Genomic DNA, 17,223 nt, shown 5'->3' on the forward strand with positions numbered 1-17,223 from the left:
CTCGGATCGTGCGGGGAAAACCATCCCCGCTCCGACAACCTCGGATCCCGCTGGTCCGCCACCGTCGGACACGAAAAAGCCGGGCACCCATCGATCGGGGTGCCCGGCTTCGTCGTACCTTGCTACGCCACGCGCGTGGGCGGGCTGACCGTCTTGGCGGGGTCGTTCACAACGGACGGGGCCAGGGCGGTGTCGATCGCGGCCATGAGCTCGGCCGGGATCTTCACCCCGGAGGCCTTGACGTTCTCGGCAACCTGCTCGGGTCGCGAGGCGCCCACGAGTGCGGTGGCCACATTCTCGTTTTGCAGGACCCAGGCGATGGCGAGCTGCGCCATGGAAAGGCCCAGCTCGTCGGCCACGGGCCGCAGCTTCTGCACATTGGTGAGGATCTGGTCATCGAGGTAGTCCTTGATGGTGTTCTTCCCGCCATGCTCGTCCGTGGCGCGCGAGCCGGCCGGCAGGGGAGCGCCGGGCAGGTACTTGCCGGAGAGCACGCCCTGCGCCATGGGCGACCAGACCACCTGGGACATCCCCAGCTCTATCGACGCCGGGATCACCTCGGGCTCAATGACCCGCCACAGGGCGGAGTATTGCGGCTGGTTGGACACCAGCGAGAAGCCGTTCGCACGGGCCAGGGCCTGCCCGTCGCGCAGCTGCTGCGCGTTCCATTCCGACACGCCGATGTACAGCGCCTTGCCCGCCCGGACCACGTCGCCAAACGCCGCAATCGTCTCCTCCAGCGGAGTTTCGTAGTCGAAGCGGTGCGCCTGGTACAGGTCCACGTAGTCCATGTTCAGGCGGCGCAGTGAGTTGTTGATGCCCTCCATGATGTGCTTGCGCGAGAGCCCGGTGTCGTTGGGCCCCTTCGGGCCGACCGGCCAGTACACCTTTGTGAACACTTCCAGGGACTCGCGGCGTTCGGAGGCCAGCGCCGCACCCAGGACCTCCTCGGCAGCGCCGTTCGCGTAGGCGTCGGCCGTGTCGAAGGTCGTGATGCCGGCGTCGAGCGCGGCACGCACGCACGCCGTGGCGACGTCGTTCTCCACCTGCGAGCCGTGGGTCAGCCAGTTGCCATAGGTGATTTCAGTGATTTTCAGGCCTGAACGGCCAAGGTAGCGGTATTCCATTCCTTTAGCTTAGGTCACATTTAAAGTGCGACGCCGGCCGCTTCCGTTGGGAGGCGGCCGGCGTGTTGCGCATCGGCTGGGGTGGGTGACGGCCGTGTCAGGAGGGCCATTCCCCGCGGCGGACCATCGGCTTGGGCAGGCGCAGGCGGCGGAACTGCATGGAGCGCATGCAGGCGTACCAGACCACGCCGGGGTCGATCGTGCGGAACTTGGCGACCAAGGCCTTCTTGAGCCTGCGCGACATGAGCCAAACATCCACGGCGACGAAGGCCACCATGACCCAGAAGAGGCCGAAGATGATCAGCTGGGAGTCGTTGGAGGAGCCGTCGGCATTGCGCACGGGCACCACGAGCGTCAGCAGCACAATGGCCAGCGCGGCAAACATGACAAACTCGCCAAGGCTGAAGCGTGCGTCGACGTAGTCGCGCGCAAAGCGCTTCTGCGGGCCCTTGTCGCGGGCCGGCAGGAACCTCTCCTCCCCGGTGTCCAGGGCGCGGCGCATGCGGGCCTGCTCTTCACGGCGGGAGTCGCGGGCCGCCACCTTGGCGGCTGCCCTGTCGTTGGGCACGAGGGGGCGCTTGCGGGCTTCCTCCTGCTCCTTCCGGGAAGGGGTGGGCACACCCTTGGCGGACTGCGGGTCCTTGGACCGGGCAGGCTGCACGTCGGAGACAGGCGTTACCTGCGGGTCGGGGGCTTGATCTTTCTTACGTCCAAACACCCATAAAGGATACCCCGAACAGCGGTGCGGCTTTGCCGCGCCCAAATTCGGGGCCGGTAGGCTGGGGCACATGACCCATCATGAACCGCAAAACCCAGCAACAGCCCCCGACCTGGCGGCCCGCGTGCCCGTCGCGGAGCTGCGCGGCAGCGTTGCCGCAGCCTTCAGCACCACCGTTTCGGAGCTCATCGACCTCGTCGCCATCCCCGGCATCGCCTGGGACGCCTTCGATGCGGCCCAGCTGGAGCGCAGCGCCGAAGCCGTCGCCGCCCTGATCCGCTCCGCAGGCATCGACGACGTGCAGATCCTGCGCGTCCCCAAGGACGACGGCACCCCCGGCGGCCCCGCCGTCGTCGCACGCAAAAAAGCAGCCCCGGGCAAGCCCACCGTTGTCCTCTATGCCCACCACGACGTGCAGCCCCCGGGCGACGAAGCCCTGTGGGACAGCACGCCGTTCACGGCGCAGGAACGCAACGGCCGCCTGTACGGACGCGGCGCCGCCGACGACAAGGCCGGCATCATGGCCCACATCGCGGCGTTCCGCGCGCTCACCGCAACGCTGGGCGACTCGTTCGGCATCGGGGTCACGTTCTTCATCGAGGGCGAGGAGGAGGCGGGTTCTCCCACCTTCGCCGCATTCCTGAAGGAACACAACGCACTGCTTGCCGGCGACGTCATCGTCGTGGCCGACTCCGCGAACTGGCAGGTGGGCATCCCGGCCCTGACCACAAGCCTGCGCGGGCTGGTCGACGGCACCGTGGAGGTGCGCGTCAGCAAGCACGCCGTCCACTCCGGCATGTTCGGAGGGCCCCTGCTGGATGCCCCCACCCTCCTGGCACGGCTTATCGCCACCTTCCATGACGATCGCGGCTCCGTGGCCGTCAAGGGGCTGCAAAGCTCCGACACCGCTGCCCTTGACTACCCGGAAGAGCTGTTCCGTGCCGATGCTGGCGTGCTCGACGGCGTGGAGCTGGCCGGGACGGGAAGCCTCGCCTCCCGCCTGTGGACCCAGCCCGCCCTGTCCGTCATTGGCATGGACATCACCGGCGTGGATATGAGTTCAAACACACTGATCCCCATGGCCCGGGCCAAGGTCAGCCTGCGCATCGCGCCGGGCCAGGACCCTGCCCAAGCGATGGCCTCCCTGGAGGAGCATGTGGTGGCGCATGCCCCCTTCGGCGCCCAGGTTTCCTTTGTTCCCGGCGAGGGCGGACAGCCCTTCGCCACGGACACAGCCGCCCCGGCAGCCCAGGCGGCGCTGTGGGCCATGGGGGAGTCGTGGGGAGTGCCGGCAGTGGAGACGGGAATGGGTGGGTCAATTCCGTTCATTGCCGACCTGAAGGAGAGCTTTCCGGATGCCCAAATCCTGGTCACCGGCGTCGAAGATCCAGACTCGCGGGCGCACAGCGCCAACGAGTCACTGCACCTGGCCGAATTTGAAAAGGCGATCGTTTCCCAGTCCCTGATGCTGGCGGCCATCAACGCCGGGGCGCTGGGGGAACATTAGGACCCGGAAACCGGTTGTCCTTAGTTAGCGCCCCTGCCGGGCTCGACGTAGCATGTAGTAGTAGTACCCTCACGTAAGGAAAAGCCATGACAGCAAATGTCCAAGAAGATTCTTCAGCCACCACGGCCACTGAAGCCGAACTGCCCACCCACGGTGTGCTTATCAGTGATGTGGCAGCCGGCAAGGTCCGCAGCCTCCTCGAGCAGGAAGGCCGGACGGACCTGCGCTTGCGCGTGGCCGTGCAGCCGGGAGGCTGCTCAGGCCTGATCTACCAGCTGTACTTCGACGAGCGCATGCTCGACGGGGACGCGGTCCGGGATTTTGACGGCGTTGAAGTTGTCATCGACAAGATGAGCGTGCCGTACCTTGACGGCGCCAGCATTGACTTTGAAGACACCATCTCAAAGCAGGGGTTCACCATTGACAACCCCAACGCCGGCGGCTCATGCGCCTGTGGCGATTCCTTCCACTAACCCACACTTCCGCTCGATGCAGGGCGTTCGGAATAAGTTTCTTCATGGACATCCGACGCACGGAGGGTTTGGTGCGCATTTTGCGCGCCATAGCGGTAAGCTCTACATCGAGTAGTAAACCCATTTAGCTCTGGCGGACTGAAAACCGCTGCAGGGCGCAGTAACAAGAGGAAGGGCCGTCTGTGAGTTCGCAGGACCGAACCGGCAGCCGACGCGCAAAAGTCATCCCCATAGCAGGGCTGGCTATTGCCGGAGCGTTAGCTTTGTCAGGATGCACGGCAGAGAATAAGAACGGCTGGATGCCAGCCGAACGTGATACCACCAATCACACGGCTGGGATCATCGATCTGTGGGTCAACACATGGATCACCATCTTGATCATTGGTTTGATCACCTGGGGCCTGATCATCTGGTGCATCATTGCCTACCGTCGTCGCAAGGGTGCCACCGGCTTCCCGCGTCAGACGAGTTACAACCTCCCGTTGGAGGTTTTTTATGTGTTGGTGCCGTTGTTCATGGTGCTGGTCTTCTTCCACTTCACCGATGTGGAGCAGAAGTCCATCAACGCCCGTGACGACAACCCGGACGTGACAATTGACGTCCGAGCCAAGCAGTGGTCTTTTGACTTCAACTACTTGGCAGGCAACGACGTCAAGGAGTCCGTGTACTCCGTGGGTGTCCAGGCCGAGCTGGACGGCAAGCCGTTCGACAAGTCGACCTTGCCCACGCTGTACCTGCCCGTCAACCGATCGGTTGAGCTCCAGCTGAACTCCCGTGAAGTGATCCACTCCTTCTGGGTCCCGGCATTCCTTGACAAGAAGGACATGCTTCCCGGCAAGACCAACTACATGACCCTGACGCCCACGGCGCTGGGCACGTACGACGGCAAGTGTGCCGAGCTCTGTGGCGAGTACCACTCCGAGATGCTGTTCAACGTCAAGGTTGTCACGCAGGAAGAGTTTGATGCACACCTGGAAGAGTTGAAGGCCAAGGGCCAGACCGGCGAGCTGACCGAGAAGTACGACCGCAACCCGGACACAGTTAACTCTGTGAACGCGAATAAGTAGGGGGGAAGAGGAAAGTGGCTACGCTCGAGTACTCGGCAACCGAAGTGAATTCGGCTGCTCCTAGGGTCGTTCCGGTCTCCAAGGGACGCATTGTCGTCAACTGGATCACCTCAACGGACCACAAGACGATCGGGTACATGTACCTGATTTCGTCCTTTGTTTTCTTCTGCCTCGGCGGCGTCATGGCGCTGATCATTCGTGCAGAACTGTTTGAACCTGGCATGCAGATCCTGCAGACCAAGGACCAGTACAACCAGTTGTTCACCATGCACGGCACGATCATGCTGCTCATGTTTGCAACTCCGCTGTTCGCCGGCTTCGCCAACGTCATCATGCCCTTGCAGATCGGTGCGCCTGACGTTGCCTTCCCGCGGCTGAACGCACTCGCCTTCTGGTTCTTCAGCTTTGGTTCCACCATTGCGATCGCCGGCTTCATCACCCCCCAGGGTGCTGCAGCCTTCGGTTGGTTCGCCTACGCACCGCTGTCGAACACCACTTTCAGCCCCGGCGTCGGCGGCGACTTGTGGGTCTTCGGCCTGGCATTGAGCGGTTTCGGCACCATCCTTGGTTCCGTCAACTTCATCACCACGATCATCTGCCTTCGTGCCCCCGGCATGACCATGTGGCGCATGCCGATCTTCACCTGGAACACCCTCATCACGGGTATCCTCGTCCTGATGGCCTTCCCGCCGCTGGCCGCTGCCCTGTTCGCACTGGGTGCCGACCGACGTTTCGGCGCCCACATCTTCGATGCCGAATACGGTGGGGCCATGCTGTGGCAGCACCTGTTCTGGTTCTTCGGCCACCCCGAGGTTTACATCATTGCCCTGCCGTTCTTCGGCATCGTCTCTGAAATCTTCCCCGTGTTCAGCCGCAAGCCGATCTTCGGATACAAGGGCCTGGTCTTCGCGACCATCTCGATTGCCGCCCTGTCCGTGACCGTGTGGGCACACCACATGTACGTCACCGGCCAGGTCATGCTGCCGTTCTTCTCCTTCATGACAATGCTTATTGCAGTTCCTACAGGTGTGAAGTTCTTCAACTGGATCGGCACCATGTGGCGCGGATCGCTGACATTCGAAACACCCATGCTGTGGAGCCTCGGCTTCATCGTGACGTTCCTGTTCGGTGGCCTGACGGGCATCATCCTGGCTTCGCCGCCGCTGGACTTCCACGTCTCTGACACCTACTTCGTGGTGGCGCACTTCCACTACGTCGTGTTCGGCACGGTTGTGTTCGCCATGTTCGCAGGCTTCTACTTCTGGTGGCCCAAGTTCACCGGCAAGATGCTCAACGAACGCCTCGGCAAGATCCACTTCTGGCTCCTGTTCCTGGGCTTCCACGGCACCTTCCTCATCCAGCACTGGCTGGGTGTCCTGGGCATGCCGCGCCGCTACGCGGACTACATGGTTGAAGACAACTTCACCTGGATGAACCAGTTCTCCACGATCTCGTCCTTCGTCCTCGGCGCCTCGATGATTCCCTGGTTCTGGAATGTCTACGTCACCTGGCGCAGTGGCAAGAAGGTTGAAGTTGACGATCCCTGGGGCTTCGGTGCCTCGCTGGAGTGGGCAACTTCCTGCCCGCCGCCGCGTCACAACTTCACCTCGCTGCCCCGCATCCGCTCGGAGCGCCCGGCACTGGATCTTCACCATCCTGAGCTGGCGCCGCACTACCAGCCGGCCCAGCCGGTTGGTGCATCCTCGAAGGGAGACGCCCAGTGAAGATAGAAGCTGGACTATTCAACTTGGTGGGACTGTTCTTCATCCCCGTGGCAACCGTTTACGGTTTCATGGTGGATTGGAATGAGCCCGTGGGCTTCCTGGCCCTGTACCTGCTGGCAGCACTGTGCCTGATGATCGGCATCTACCTGCGCATGACGGGCAAGCGCATTGGCGCCCGCCCCGAAGACCGCGTTGATGCTGAAATTCACGAAGGCTCCGGCGAGCAGGGGCACTTCAGCCCCTGGAGCTGGTGGCCGCTGGTGCTCGGCCTCGCCTGTGCAGGCGGATTCCTCGGCCTCGCCGTGGGCTGGTGGGTCTTCCTGTTCGGTGCCGGCCTTGCCGTCATCGCACTGGTTGGCTGGGTCTACGAGTACAGCCGCGGAGACCACGCACACTAGGCATCATTCGTTCCCGGATAGCAGCGCACTAAGTCGCAGTACCGGAACGCCTCGTTATAAGGGAATTGCCCCGCACCGCTTGGTGCGGGGCAATTCCCTTTAAATCCCAGTTCGCGACACTTGGGGCATGCGCCGCGGCGGACTCCAACTGTGCGCAGCCATCATGGTGGCGCAACGCTGGTAGCCGGCGCAGCGCATGCCCCAAGCCCGCCACGGATGTACGCAACGACGGCAGCCGGCGCAGCGCATGCCCCAAGCCCGCCACGGATGTACGCAACGACGGCAGCCGGCGCAGCGCATGCCCCAAGCCCGCCACGGATGTACGCAACGACGGCAGCCGGCGCAGCGCATGCCCCAAGCCCGCCACGGATGTACGCAACGACGGCAGCCGGCGCAGCGCATGCCCCAAGTCGGAGGGGCATGCCGGGTCCTTAAGCCGCAGAAACGCCCCCCGGCAGGGGAGCGTTTCTGCGAAATTGTGTCTGTGGCAGTCGCCGGCGGTGTGTCTAGGACGCATCCGTCAGGTCGGTCTGCAGGAGCTCGGCGAGCAGGTCCACGGCAGCCTGGATGTCGGCGGGGGAGGCGTCACACGGCCCCACGGCAATCTCCACCTCTGCGCCGTGCTCGAAGTCCGCGCTCATGACCTCCAGGAGCGACCTGCCGTCCACAGCCGCCATGCCTTCCTTGGCAAGCGTGACAGGCAGTCCGGTCCGGTTGACGGCTCGCACAAAAACGGCGGCTGGACGGGCGTGCAGGCCAACGCTGGCCGCAACGGCGGCTTTGCGGGTGTACATGGGTGGCTCCTTGAACAGGTGGGGCGAACGATTGTTTCTGTATTGAGAGTAGTCGTGTTTTAGGCTGGAGGGTGTCAACGTAAGGAGAACCATGGGGTACATGGTGCCGCCGGCACGAGAAATACCGGGGGAGCTGGACCGGGACTCGGCCATTTCCGTGCACATCCAGTTGCGCGAGGTGCTGCGCAACTACGTCCTGAACCACAGCAAGGCCGGCCGCCAGCTTCCTTCCGAGCGGGACATGGCCGCCCACTTCAACGTGGCCCGCATGACCCTGCGACAGGCGATCGAAGCCCTGGTCGAGGAAGAACTGCTGGAACGGGTGGTGGGGGTCGGCACGTTCGTGGCCCGCGCCAAGCTCGACGTCACCCTCAAGCTCACCTCCTACTCCGAGGAAATGGCCCGTCGCGGCATGCGCCCTTCCGCACGGACCCTGGCCTTCGAGCAGATCCCGGCCACGGCGCGCCTGGCAAAGGAGCTCCAGCTCGAGGAGGGGCAGGGGGTCATCCGCCTCAGGCGCCTGCTTTTGGCAGACGAACAGCCCATGAGCGTCGACGAGAACTTCATCCCCGCCTGGCGTGTGCCGGGCATCCTTGAGGCCGGTCCGCCGCCCTCCCTGTACAACGTGCTGGGGGAGCGGTACGGGCTGATCATCGAGTGGGGCGAGGACACCATCGAGGCCAATGCGGCCACGCCGTCCATCGCGCGCCTGCTCCAGGTGGACATTGGCGCCCCCGTGCTCCGGACCGAGCGGCACGCCTTTGTTTCCCGTTCCACCGTGGACTATTCGGTGTCCTTCTACCGGGCCGACCGCTACAAGCTGCGGGTGCCCCTGCAGCGTCCCGGCGTCCGGGCCCGGCGCATGTACTAGCGCGCGGCCTGTGCGGCCCTTGACGCGCCTGCTGTGCCCCTCCCAGTGATGCCCGACGGCGCCGCCCGCCCCGGCATGCGCCGCCCGGTCCGCGTGTGGGCGCCAAGCAACGCAAAAAGCCAGGAGGCGCCTCCCCGTGGGGGAGACGCCTCCTGGCTTTTGTTTTCAACGGGCTCTCACACGACTAGTGCGTGATCGCCTTGTCGTCGTCGCCGGCTTCGATGGCCTCGTGGTGGTGGCCTGCCTCCAGCTCCGAAGGCGTTGCCGGGGCAACACGGTCCTCGAAGAAGAATCCGCTGAGCTTGCCGCGCAGCTTCTCCTTCCGCGTGACGATCCCGTTTTCATTCGGGATGCCCTCTTCGGGAACGGGGGACTCGTAGCCAACCAGCTTGTAGCGCTTGTAGTCGTCGAGCTGGGCGTGGATCTCCTGGAACTCACCGTGCGGCAGGCGCACGATGCGTCCGGTCTCCCGGCCGTGCAGGGCGATCTCGCGGTCCTTGCGCTGCAGCGCCAGGGCGACACGCTTGGTGACGATGAAGCCAAGGATCGGGCCGATGAAGAACAGTGCACGCAACCAGTACGTCACGTCGTTGAGGGAGACCTCAAAGTGCGTGGCGACCAGGTCGGAGCTGGCTGCTGCCCACATGACGCAGTAGAAGATGAAGCCTGCAACACCAATGGCGGTGCGGGTCGGTGCGTTGCGGGGGCGGTCAAGCACGTGGTGCTCGCGGTCGTCGCGGGTCACCCAGCGTTCGATCCACGGGTACATGAACAGCAGGGTGAAGACAATGCCTGCCGGGATCAGTGCCGGGCCCAGCACGTTGAAGGACAACGTGTTGGTGCCCCACGGGAACGGGATGTTCCATTCCATCGGGATGTTGAACACCCAGCCCGGCATGAGGCGCAGGGCGCCGTCAACCCAACCGATGTACCAGTCAGGCTGGGTGCCTGCGGAAACGGGGGAGGGGTCGTACGGGCCGTAGTTCCAGACCGGGTTGATCTGGAAGAACGCCGAGATGAAGGCGATGATGCCGAACACGATGAAGAAGAAGCCGCCAGCCTTGGCTGCGTAGACCGGGCCAAGCGGGTAGCCGACGACGTTGCGGTCGTTGCGGCCCGGGCCGGGGTACTGCGTGTGCTTGTGGATGACCACCATGAACAGGTGGATGGCAACCATGAGCAGGATCAGCGCGGGCACCAGCATGATGTGCATCATGTAGAGGCGGCTGACGATGACGGTGCCGGGGAACTCCCCGCCGAACAGGAAGAACGAGATGTACGTGCCAATGACCGGGATGGACTTGACCACGCCGTCGATGATGCGCAGGCCGTTGCCGGAGAGCAGGTCATCGGGGAGCGAGTAGCCGGTGAAGCCTGCAGCCATCGAGAGGATGAGCAGGACGCCGCCCACAACCCAGTTCAGTTCGCGGGGCTTGCGGAACGCCCCGGTGAAGAAGACGCGGAGCATGTGCACGGAGACGGCAGCCACAAAGAGCAGTGCCGACCAGTGGTGCACCTGGCGCATGAACAGGCCGCCGCGGACCTCAAAGGAGATCTGCAGGGTGGAGTTGTAGGCCACTGACATTTCCACGCCCTTGAGCGGGACGTACGGGCCGTTGTAGTGGGTCTCCGCCATGGACGGATCGAAGAAGAACGTCAGGAAGGTGCCGGAGAGCAGCAGGATGACGAAGGAGTACAGGGCCACTTCGCCGAACATGAATGACCAGTGGTCGGGGAAGACCTTCCGGCCAAATTCACGAAGGATGCCCGATCCGCCAACACGCTCATCAACAAAGTTGGTGATGCGTCCGGTGGTCGTCTTGGGCTCAAACGGTGTTTGCGTCGCAGTAGACATAATTAGCCACGCTCCCAGTAGCTCGGTCCAACAGGTTCATGGAAGTCGCTCTGTGCAACCAGGTAGCCATCGGAGTCAACCGTGATGGGCAGCTGGGGCAGCGGGCGAACGGCCGGGCCAAAGATGACCTTGCATTCCTGCGTCAGGTCGAAGGTCGACTGGTGGCAGGGGCACAGCAGGTGGTGCGTCTGCTGCTCGTAGAGTGCAACCGGGCAACCGACGTGGGTGCAGATCTTGGAGTAGGCAACGATGCCGTTGTAGCCCCAGTCCTCGCGGCCCTCCGACGGGTGCAGGTCTTCCGGGTTCAGGCGCATCAGCAGGACGACGGCCTTGGCCTTCGCAGCGATCTTGCCTTCGTGGAGGTCGTTCAGTGATTCGGGAATCACGTGGAACGCGCTGCCGATGGTGACATCGGATGCCTTGATGGGTGTTCCGTCGGGATCGCGGGCGAGACGTTCGCCTTCCTTCCAGAGCGTGTGCCGGAGTACATCGCCCGGCAGTGGGCCCAAGTCGCGGAAGATCGCGATGGCCGGCAGCGGCGCCAGGGCCACAGCACCGATGAGGGTGTTGCGGATCAGCGGGCGGCGCTTGATGCCGGTCTCCTCGACGATGTCGTCGATGATCTGGACCGCCGCCTGGCGGTCTTCCTCGGTGCGCAGCGGGTGGCGTTCTTCGGCCACTTCGTGGTCCGGCATGAGGGCGCGTGCCCAGTGCACAATGCCCGTGCCAATGCCGAGCATGGCAAACGCCACGCCGGCACCCAGGAGGGTGTTCTGGATGCGCAGGGTCCCGATGGTGTCATCGAGGCGCACGCCGAAGTATCCAACAAAGAACACCAGGGTGCCAATGATGGAAATGATAAACAGCCATGCCACCTGGCGCTCGGCGCGCTTTGCTGCCTTGGGGTCTGTGTCGGCCAGTCGCAAACGATGCGGAGGTAGTCCCGGGTCTTGGAACACATCCACCTCTTGGTGACCAGCCTTAGCTACGGCGTCCGCGCCTGTCGGCGTGCCGTCACTATGGTTGCCCATAATCCCCTCATCCTTCTCTTATCCCGGTACGTTCCCGGGGTTGTCATGTATGTTTCTTGCGGCTGCCGTCCGGCAGCCAAATGCTTGTGGCTTCTTGCAGCCTATGAAGTGCGTGAGGTCAGCCAGATGGTGAAGCCGATGATGACACCCAGGACGGCCGTCCAGAGGAACAAGCCCTCGGATACCGGACCCAGTGAGCCAAGCTTGGCTCCGCCAGGTGAGCCCTGGTTCTCAATGGTCTTCAAGAAGGTGATGATGTCGCGCTTGCCGTCGGGGCTGATGTTCGCGTCGCTGAAGACGGGCATGTTCTGAGGTCCCGTGACCATGGCGCTGTAGATGTGGCTTTCGGACACGCCGGCCAGCGGCGGTGCGAACTTGCCGCGGGTCAGCGCGCCGCCGGCAGCGGCAGCGTTGTGGCACATGGCGCAGTTGACACGGAAGAGCTCGCCGCCGACAGCAGCGTCGCCGCCGCCGTCAAGGTACTGCTCTTCGGGGAGTGCCGGGCCGTCACCCAAAGTGGCAACATAGGCTGCCATTTCGCGGGTCTGCTCGGTGGTGAACTGCTTCGGCTTCTGCTTGGCCTGGGGGCCCTGCATCTGCATGGGCATGCGGCCCGTGCCGACCTGGAAGTCGACTGCGGCAGCGCCGACGCCGGCCAGGGACGGTCCTGCGTCCGTGCCGCTGGCGCCAAGGCCATGGCAGGTGGCGCAGTTGGCGACAAAGAGCTTCTCGCCCTCTTCGACCTGCTGCGCGGTAAAGGTGGTGGTATCGGCCTTGGCCTCATTCACTGTTGTGACAACGGCGTACAGCCCACCGGTCAGCATGAGCCCCAGCACCAGCAGTGCCAGTGCAGCCAGCGGATGTCGTCGCTTCTGCGAGAGTGCCTTCACTTGGTGGTTCCTTTGATCTATATTCAGCAGCCCCTGTGTGGGGGCCGCAAATGCTTGTTCTTACCTTGGGTCGAAGAAAGCCGGGAGCCAGCTTACTTCAGGACGTAGATGACCAGGAAGAGGCCGATCCACACGACGTCCACGAAGTGCCAGTAGTAAGAAGTCACGATCGCGCTGGTGGCTTCGAAGTGTCCAAACTTCTTGGCTGCGTACGCGCGTCCAATGATGAGGAGGAATGCAATGAGTCCGCCGATCACGTGCAGGCCGTGGAAACCTGTGGTGATGTAGAAGGCGGAGCCATATGGGTTGGAATTAAGGGTCACGTACTCGGACGTCAGCATGGCGTATTCGGTCGTCTGACCGGCAACGAACACTGCACCGAGAACGAAGGTCAACAGGAACCACTCCGTCATTCCCCACTTGGAGAACTGGAAGAGGCGTCCGGTGCGGCGAGGCCGAAGGTTCTCCGCAGTGAAGACACCCATCTGGCAGCTGAAGGAGCTGGAAACCAGGATCAGGGTGTTCACCAGGGCGAACGGGAAGTTCAGCTTGGCCGTTTCTTCCGCCCACATCCCACCGGTGGTGGAACGCAGCGTGAAGTACATGGCAAAAAGGCCGGCAAAGAACATCAGCTCACTGGACAACCAAACAACGGTTCCTACAGAAACCATGTTGGGTCGGTTCAGCGTCGGATGCGCCGGGGTACTGGGGGCATGGGTCGCAGTTGTCACATAGACATTATGTCTATAAAACGCCGCAGAACCCAATGCGAAACCCCGTTTCGCGGATCTTTTTCTACAAACCTGCGAAATTCCGGTGTATTCACAGCTTAAACCCAGTTCCGTATGCACAACACACTGACCGTGTCAATGGTCACAAAGCGGGGGATGGGGTCGATTTCGTCTAACATCTGGAGAGTGAATCCTCTGCAAAACGCCTTCGCCGTCACCCCCACATGGCCAAACCTGATCGCGGCGCTCATCGCCCGGGAGGACCTGGACCAGGCCTCAACCCAGTGGGCGATGAACCAGATCATGGGCGGAAATGCCACCGACGTGCAGATCGCCGGCTTCCTCGTGGCACTGCGTGCCAAGGGCGAAACGGTGGCCGAGGTGACGGGCCTCGTGGAGGCGATGCTCTCCAACGCCCGCCCCCTGAGCATCTCCGGGGATGCCCTCGACATCGTGGGCACCGGAGGCGACCGCCTCAACACGGTCAACATTTCCACCATGGCCGCGCTGGTGTGTGCCGGTGCCGGTGCCGTCGTCGTCAAGCACGGCAACAGGGCCTCGTCCTCGGCTGCCGGTTCCGCGGACGTGCTCGAAAAGCTGGGCGTGCGCCTGGACCTGCCCGTGGAGGCCGTGGCCCGTGCCGCAACCGAAGTTGGCATCACCTTCTGCTTTGCAAACCTCTTCCACCCCTCCATGCGTTACGCGGCCGTCGCCCGCCGCGAAATCGGAGTGCCCACAGCCTTCAACTTTCTTGGCCCCCTGACGAACCCCGCCCGGGTGGTGGCCTCTGCCATCGGTGTCGCCGACGCCCGCATGGCCCCGCTCATGGCCGGGGTACTCGCCGCCCGCAGCATCCGCGCGCTCGTCTTCCGCGGCAGCGACGGTCTGGATGAACTGACGACGACGGGCACCTCCACCATCTGGGAGGTCCGGGACAACCAGGTCACCGAAAGCAGTTTTGACCCACTGGACCTGGGCATTCCGCGCGCCACGATCGAGTCGCTGCGCGGGGAGAACGCCGATTTCAATGCCGGCGTCGTCCGCCGGGTCCTTGACGGGGAGCGCGGGCCAGTCCGCGACGCCGTCCTGCTCAACGCGGCCGCCGGCCTCGTCGCCCATGACCGTTCCAGCTCCGGACCACTGCTGGAGCGATTGAGGTTCGCCATGGCGCGGGCAGAAGCTGCGGTCGACGGCGGCGCCGCGGCCAATGCGCTCAAAAGCTGGGTTGCGCTGTCCGCCTCTGCGCAGGCGGACAGCTGAGCAGGCGCGAACGGCCGGCTTCGAACGGCGGCACCGTGCCTGCGGCTGCGGCCGCGACAACGGCTGTTCGCGCAGGCGGCTCCCCGTAGTTGGCATGACAATGGCCCCCACCGGATGGTGGGGGCCATTGTCATGCCGGGGTGCCCGCCGGAGCCTGCCTAGGCCAATGCCGCCACCGTGCCGGCGGCGAGTTCCACCACCGACTCGTCGGTCGCGAAGTAACTGTGGTCCTCCGCCAGTGCGGATTCCGTGAGCGGCGCCGGAGGGACTTGGTTGACGACCCGCTTGGCGGACAGGTGCACATCGCGCAGCCCTGCCGCATGGAACGGTGCGAAGTCGGAAATTTCCACGCCGCCGCCGGCCATGACGGCCAGCCTGCCGCCCGCCGCCTGGTGCATGGCTGTCAATTGGGCCAGCCCCTGTCCGGCGCGTGCGGCACCTCCGGAACTCAATATGCGCGACACCCCAAGGTCGGCCAGGTGGGGAACGGCGGCGACGGCGTCGTCAAGGGACAGGTGGTCCACGGCGCGGTGGAAGGTGACATGCATGGTTCCGGCGGCGGCCACCATGGTCTCCACGGCGGCGTAGTCAATGGTGTCCCCGGATGTCAGGGCGCCGATGACCACTCCGGCGGCACCGCCGTCGGCCATGGCCTTGATTTCCGCGACCATGAGGGCCAGGGCTGCGGCGTCGTAGACATAGTCGCCGGGCCGCGGGCGGATGAGCGCGTGGACGGGCAGGGCCGGTTCGGCAGCGCGGACACTGTTGAGCAGGCCCTGCGACGGCGTCAGGCCGCCGAGCTGCAGTCCGCAGCAGAGTTCAATGCGGTCGGCACCATGGGCGCCGGCAAGGTGGGCGCCGGGGACGTCCTGGACGGCAATTTCAAGGTGCATCCGGGGGCTCAGTGGTCGAAACCGAGGGAGAACGCCGCGTCCAGGTCATGCTGGGAGTAGGCGCGGAAAGAAATCTGCGTGGTGGTGGAGACCACGGACTTCACCTTGGAAAGCTTGTCGGCGATGACGTCGGCCAGGTCTTCGTGCTTCTGGACTCGGGCGATGGCGATCAGGTCCCACTCGCCCGTCACGGAGTAGACCTCGCTGATGCCCTCGAGCTCGGAGATTTCCTGGGCGGACTCGGGGATCCGCGTGGCGTCAGTCTTGATCAAGACAAAGGCGGTGATCAAAGGTGTGGTCCTTGTCGTCTGGAAGTTCAGTGGAAAGTGGGCCAAACAAGGCGCGGGGCACCGTTTTGTCCAAGTCGATCGTAACGCAATTGAGACTAATCGCGGCCTTGTTGAGTGCGCCGCGTAACAAGGCTTGCCAGGAGGCGGTGTCCCAGCAGGAACAGGGCCAGGACGAGGGTGGCGACGATGACAAACGGCAGTTCCGCGGTGCTGCCCGACACGATGCGCAGCAGCATTCCGCCGGCCACGGTGATGAGCCACAGGCACACGGCCTGCGGCCAGATGCGCAGCGGGTTCTGCCAGGCGCGCACGATGAGCCATCCTGCAGTGAGGGCGGCCAGGAACGGCCAGGCCGTTTCCAGCACGCCGGCGGCCGTCATGCTTTCGCTGTGGGAGCTGCGGCCGGAGAGTGCGAACAAAAGCACGAGCACGATGTCGGCGGCGGCAGCGTAGAGGATGGTTCCGGGGGAGGTCTTTGACTGTGTCACACTGTGGAGTTTAGTCGTAAACTGGCAATCGTTCCGGCGCCGGTTTGCTGAACAGCGTGCCGTCCGTCCGGGGCCCGGGGGCCGGCCCGCGCACCGGTGCCGCACCATCCGCCCCCGCCGCCGGCCGCATCATCAAACGGCTGCATCCGCCCCATCACGCCAGGAGGTCCCGGTCCATGCCGCATTCAGTGTTCCGCCGCCTTGCGCGCCGGATGGCGGGCTGGGTTTTTGGCCTGGGCGGCGCGGCCCTGTTCTTCTACGGCACGGCCGCGATGGCCGGCGGCGCCTTGCTCGCCCTGCCGCCGGTGTTGGCAGTTTGCGCCGGGGCGCTCTCCTTTACTGCCTGGTTTGTGCTTCACCTCTCCGCTCCCGACGCCGTGAAGGCACGGCCCCGGCGCCGCCGCTGACGCGCCGGGACTTGCCCGTTCCCGCAGGCGGGTGGGGGGACACCCGGGCCCGCCAGGGAGGCCAGCTGCGCCGCCCATGAAATTACCGTCCGGTAGGCCCTGTTGCGCGCGGGCTGCCCGACCTAGGCTTTTTGTCAGGCCCGCGGGAGTCCCCGGCGGGCAAAAACCTAAGGAGCGGTTCACATGAGCATAGGTACGTGCCTGTGGTTCAACGGGCAGGCAGAGGAAGCAGCAAACTTTTATGTGGGGCTTTTCCCCAATTCACGCATCGGGGACATTGCGCGCTGGGGCGAGGGCGGGCCGGGTGAGCCGGGATCGGTGCTGACCGTCGCGTTCGAGCTCGACGGGCGTTCATTCACGGGGCTGAACGGCGGGCCCGAATTCACGTTCAGCGAGGCAATCTCCTTTGAGCTGTATTTTGACAGCCAGGAGGAGCTGGATGAAAAGTGGGACGCCCTGACGTCCGACGGCGGACAGGAGAGCCAGTGCGGCTGGCTCAAGGACAAGTTCGGCGTGTCCTGGCAGCTGGTCCCCTCGATGATGCCGAAAGTGCTCAGCGGACCCAACACAGAGGGCGCCCAGCGCGCCATGCAGGCCATGCTGGGCATGAAGAAGCTGGTGATCGCCGAGCTGCAGGCAGCCTACGACGGCGCCTGAGGGAGGCCACGTTGGATGCCGGACCTTCCCCTCGCGCCCGCC

The 17,223-nt window shown here is 64.2% G+C and carries 19 protein-coding genes; 9 read left to right on the forward strand and 10 right to left on the reverse strand.

Annotated elements, in window-relative coordinates:
• Positions 1-122: 122 nt before the first annotated feature.
• Together JOF48_RS16315 and JOF48_RS16320 are read right to left on the reverse strand one after the other, a co-directional pair.
• The gene (locus JOF48_RS16315; RefSeq protein WP_209682345.1) at positions 123-1,127 is read right to left on the reverse strand and encodes an aldo/keto reductase family protein; all 1,005 of its coding nucleotides are present in this window, start codon (positions 1,125-1,127) and stop codon (positions 123-125) included.
• Positions 1,128-1,224: 97 nt separating this feature from the next.
• The gene (locus tag JOF48_RS16320; protein WP_342591278.1) at positions 1,225-1,845 is read right to left on the reverse strand and encodes a DUF3043 domain-containing protein; all 621 of its coding nucleotides are present in this window, start codon (positions 1,843-1,845) and stop codon (positions 1,225-1,227) included.
• A 70-nt stretch (positions 1,846-1,915) separates the two neighbouring features.
• Between JOF48_RS16320 and JOF48_RS16325 the strand changes: the two genes are divergently transcribed.
• The 5 genes from JOF48_RS16325 (at position 1,916) to JOF48_RS16345 (ending at position 7,014) form a co-directional block, all read left to right on the forward strand.
• Positions 1,916-3,352: a dipeptidase gene (locus JOF48_RS16325; RefSeq protein ID WP_209682351.1), complete on the forward strand. Its 1,437-nt coding sequence runs from the start codon at positions 1,916-1,918 to the stop codon at positions 3,350-3,352.
• A gap of 86 nt (positions 3,353-3,438) precedes the next feature.
• Positions 3,439-3,825 carry a HesB/IscA family protein gene (locus JOF48_RS16330; protein ID WP_209682354.1) on the forward strand — a complete coding sequence of 129 codons (387 nt, stop codon included), beginning with the start codon at positions 3,439-3,441 and terminating at the stop codon, positions 3,823-3,825.
• Between the two features lie 182 nt (positions 3,826-4,007).
• Entirely contained in the window at positions 4,008-4,892 is an 885-nt protein-coding gene (gene ctaC, locus JOF48_RS16335) for an aa3-type cytochrome oxidase subunit II (RefSeq protein WP_209682357.1), read from the forward strand.
• A 14-nt stretch (positions 4,893-4,906) separates the two neighbouring features.
• Positions 4,907-6,616 carry an aa3-type cytochrome oxidase subunit I gene (gene ctaD / locus JOF48_RS16340; protein ID WP_209682360.1) on the forward strand — a complete coding sequence of 570 codons (1,710 nt, stop codon included), beginning with the start codon at positions 4,907-4,909 and terminating at the stop codon, positions 6,614-6,616.
• Positions 6,613-7,014: a cytochrome c oxidase subunit 4 gene (locus JOF48_RS16345; RefSeq protein WP_209682362.1), complete on the forward strand. Its 402-nt coding sequence runs from the start codon at positions 6,613-6,615 to the stop codon at positions 7,012-7,014. Before ctaD ends, JOF48_RS16345 begins: the two co-directional genes overlap by 4 nt.
• A 506-nt stretch (positions 7,015-7,520) precedes the next feature.
• On the opposite strand, the gene JOF48_RS16350 is transcribed toward JOF48_RS16345, so the two are convergent.
• On the reverse strand, positions 7,521-7,808 hold the full coding sequence (locus tag JOF48_RS16350) for an HPr family phosphocarrier protein (protein ID WP_209682365.1): 288 nt from the start codon (positions 7,806-7,808) through the stop codon (positions 7,521-7,523).
• Positions 7,809-7,908: 100 nt separating this feature from the next.
• Here JOF48_RS16350 and JOF48_RS16355 point away from each other — a divergent pair, with 100 nt between their 5' ends.
• Complete coding sequence (locus tag JOF48_RS16355) at positions 7,909-8,679, forward strand: GntR family transcriptional regulator (protein ID WP_209684685.1); 771 nt, start codon at positions 7,909-7,911, stop codon at positions 8,677-8,679.
• 184 nt (positions 8,680-8,863) lie between these two features.
• On the opposite strand, the gene qcrB is transcribed toward JOF48_RS16355, so the two are convergent.
• From qcrB to ctaE, 4 genes are all read right to left on the reverse strand, one after another.
• Complete coding sequence (gene qcrB / locus JOF48_RS16360) at positions 8,864-10,534, reverse strand: cytochrome bc1 complex cytochrome b subunit (RefSeq protein WP_209682367.1); 1,671 nt, start codon at positions 10,532-10,534, stop codon at positions 8,864-8,866.
• 2 nt (positions 10,535-10,536) lie between these two features.
• Positions 10,537-11,565, reverse strand: coding sequence for a cytochrome bc1 complex Rieske iron-sulfur subunit (gene qcrA, locus JOF48_RS16365; RefSeq protein WP_209682370.1), 1,029 nt, complete (start codon positions 11,563-11,565; stop codon positions 10,537-10,539).
• Between the two features lie 101 nt (positions 11,566-11,666).
• Complete coding sequence (qcrC, locus tag JOF48_RS16370) at positions 11,667-12,455, reverse strand: cytochrome bc1 complex diheme cytochrome c subunit (RefSeq protein WP_209682372.1); 789 nt, start codon at positions 12,453-12,455, stop codon at positions 11,667-11,669.
• Positions 12,456-12,547: 92 nt separating this feature from the next.
• Complete coding sequence (ctaE, locus tag JOF48_RS16375) at positions 12,548-13,186, reverse strand: aa3-type cytochrome oxidase subunit III (RefSeq protein ID WP_209682375.1); 639 nt, start codon at positions 13,184-13,186, stop codon at positions 12,548-12,550.
• Between the two features lie 186 nt (positions 13,187-13,372).
• Here ctaE and trpD point away from each other — a divergent pair, with 186 nt between their 5' ends.
• The gene (gene trpD / locus JOF48_RS16380) at positions 13,373-14,446 is read left to right on the forward strand and encodes an anthranilate phosphoribosyltransferase (RefSeq protein ID WP_342591279.1); all 1,074 of its coding nucleotides are present in this window, start codon (positions 13,373-13,375) and stop codon (positions 14,444-14,446) included.
• Between the two features lie 158 nt (positions 14,447-14,604).
• Here trpD and JOF48_RS16385 read toward each other — a convergent pair whose 3' ends face one another.
• The 3 genes from JOF48_RS16385 to JOF48_RS16395 form a co-directional block, all read right to left on the reverse strand.
• The gene (locus JOF48_RS16385; protein WP_209682378.1) at positions 14,605-15,339 is read right to left on the reverse strand and encodes a copper homeostasis protein CutC; all 735 of its coding nucleotides are present in this window, start codon (positions 15,337-15,339) and stop codon (positions 14,605-14,607) included.
• Between the two features lie 8 nt (positions 15,340-15,347).
• Positions 15,348-15,629: an Lrp/AsnC family transcriptional regulator gene (locus tag JOF48_RS16390; protein WP_203314389.1), complete on the reverse strand. Its 282-nt coding sequence runs from the start codon at positions 15,627-15,629 to the stop codon at positions 15,348-15,350.
• A 95-nt stretch (positions 15,630-15,724) separates the two neighbouring features.
• Entirely contained in the window at positions 15,725-16,117 is a 393-nt protein-coding gene (locus tag JOF48_RS16395) for a DUF3054 domain-containing protein (protein ID WP_342591280.1), read from the reverse strand.
• A 176-nt stretch (positions 16,118-16,293) separates the two neighbouring features.
• Here JOF48_RS16395 and JOF48_RS16400 point away from each other — a divergent pair, with 176 nt between their 5' ends.
• Both JOF48_RS16400 and JOF48_RS16405 read left to right on the forward strand, forming a co-directional pair.
• Positions 16,294-16,524 (forward strand): hypothetical protein, encoded by a 231-nt coding sequence (locus JOF48_RS16400; RefSeq protein WP_209682383.1) that lies wholly within the window; start codon positions 16,294-16,296, stop codon positions 16,522-16,524.
• Positions 16,525-16,707: 183 nt separating this feature from the next.
• On the forward strand, positions 16,708-17,181 hold the full coding sequence (locus JOF48_RS16405) for a VOC family protein (protein WP_209682386.1): 474 nt from the start codon (positions 16,708-16,710) through the stop codon (positions 17,179-17,181).
• Positions 17,182-17,223 lie beyond the last annotated feature (42 nt).

It is taken from the genome of Arthrobacter stackebrandtii, from assembly GCF_017876675.1.
In the GTDB taxonomy this organism is placed as follows: Bacteria; Actinomycetota; Actinomycetes; order Actinomycetales; family Micrococcaceae; genus Specibacter; species Specibacter stackebrandtii.

Bases quoted from the DNA above. Each gene is read 5' to 3' on its own strand.
- JOF48_RS16315 (WP_209682345.1), bottom strand. From the start codon at position 1,127: ATGGAATACCGCTACCTTGGCCGTTCAGGCCTGAAAATCACTGAAATC.
- JOF48_RS16325 (WP_209682351.1), top strand. From the start codon at position 1,916: ATGACCCATCATGAACCGCAAAACCCAGCAACAGCCCCCGACCTGGCG.
- JOF48_RS16330 (WP_209682354.1), top strand. From the start codon at position 3,439: ATGACAGCAAATGTCCAAGAAGATTCTTCAGCCACCACGGCCACTGAA.
- JOF48_RS16350 (WP_209682365.1), bottom strand. From the start codon at position 7,808: ATGTACACCCGCAAAGCCGCCGTTGCGGCCAGCGTTGGCCTGCACGCC.
- JOF48_RS16355 (WP_209684685.1), top strand. From the start codon at position 7,909: ATGGTGCCGCCGGCACGAGAAATACCGGGGGAGCTGGACCGGGACTCG.
- qcrB (WP_209682367.1), bottom strand. From the start codon at position 10,534: ATGTCTACTGCGACGCAAACACCGTTTGAGCCCAAGACGACCACCGGA.
- qcrA (WP_209682370.1), bottom strand. From the start codon at position 11,565: ATGGGCAACCATAGTGACGGCACGCCGACAGGCGCGGACGCCGTAGCT.
- JOF48_RS16385 (WP_209682378.1), bottom strand. From the start codon at position 15,339: ATGCACCTTGAAATTGCCGTCCAGGACGTCCCCGGCGCCCACCTTGCC.
- JOF48_RS16400 (WP_209682383.1), top strand. From the start codon at position 16,294: ATGCCGCATTCAGTGTTCCGCCGCCTTGCGCGCCGGATGGCGGGCTGG.
- JOF48_RS16405 (WP_209682386.1), top strand. From the start codon at position 16,708: ATGAGCATAGGTACGTGCCTGTGGTTCAACGGGCAGGCAGAGGAAGCA.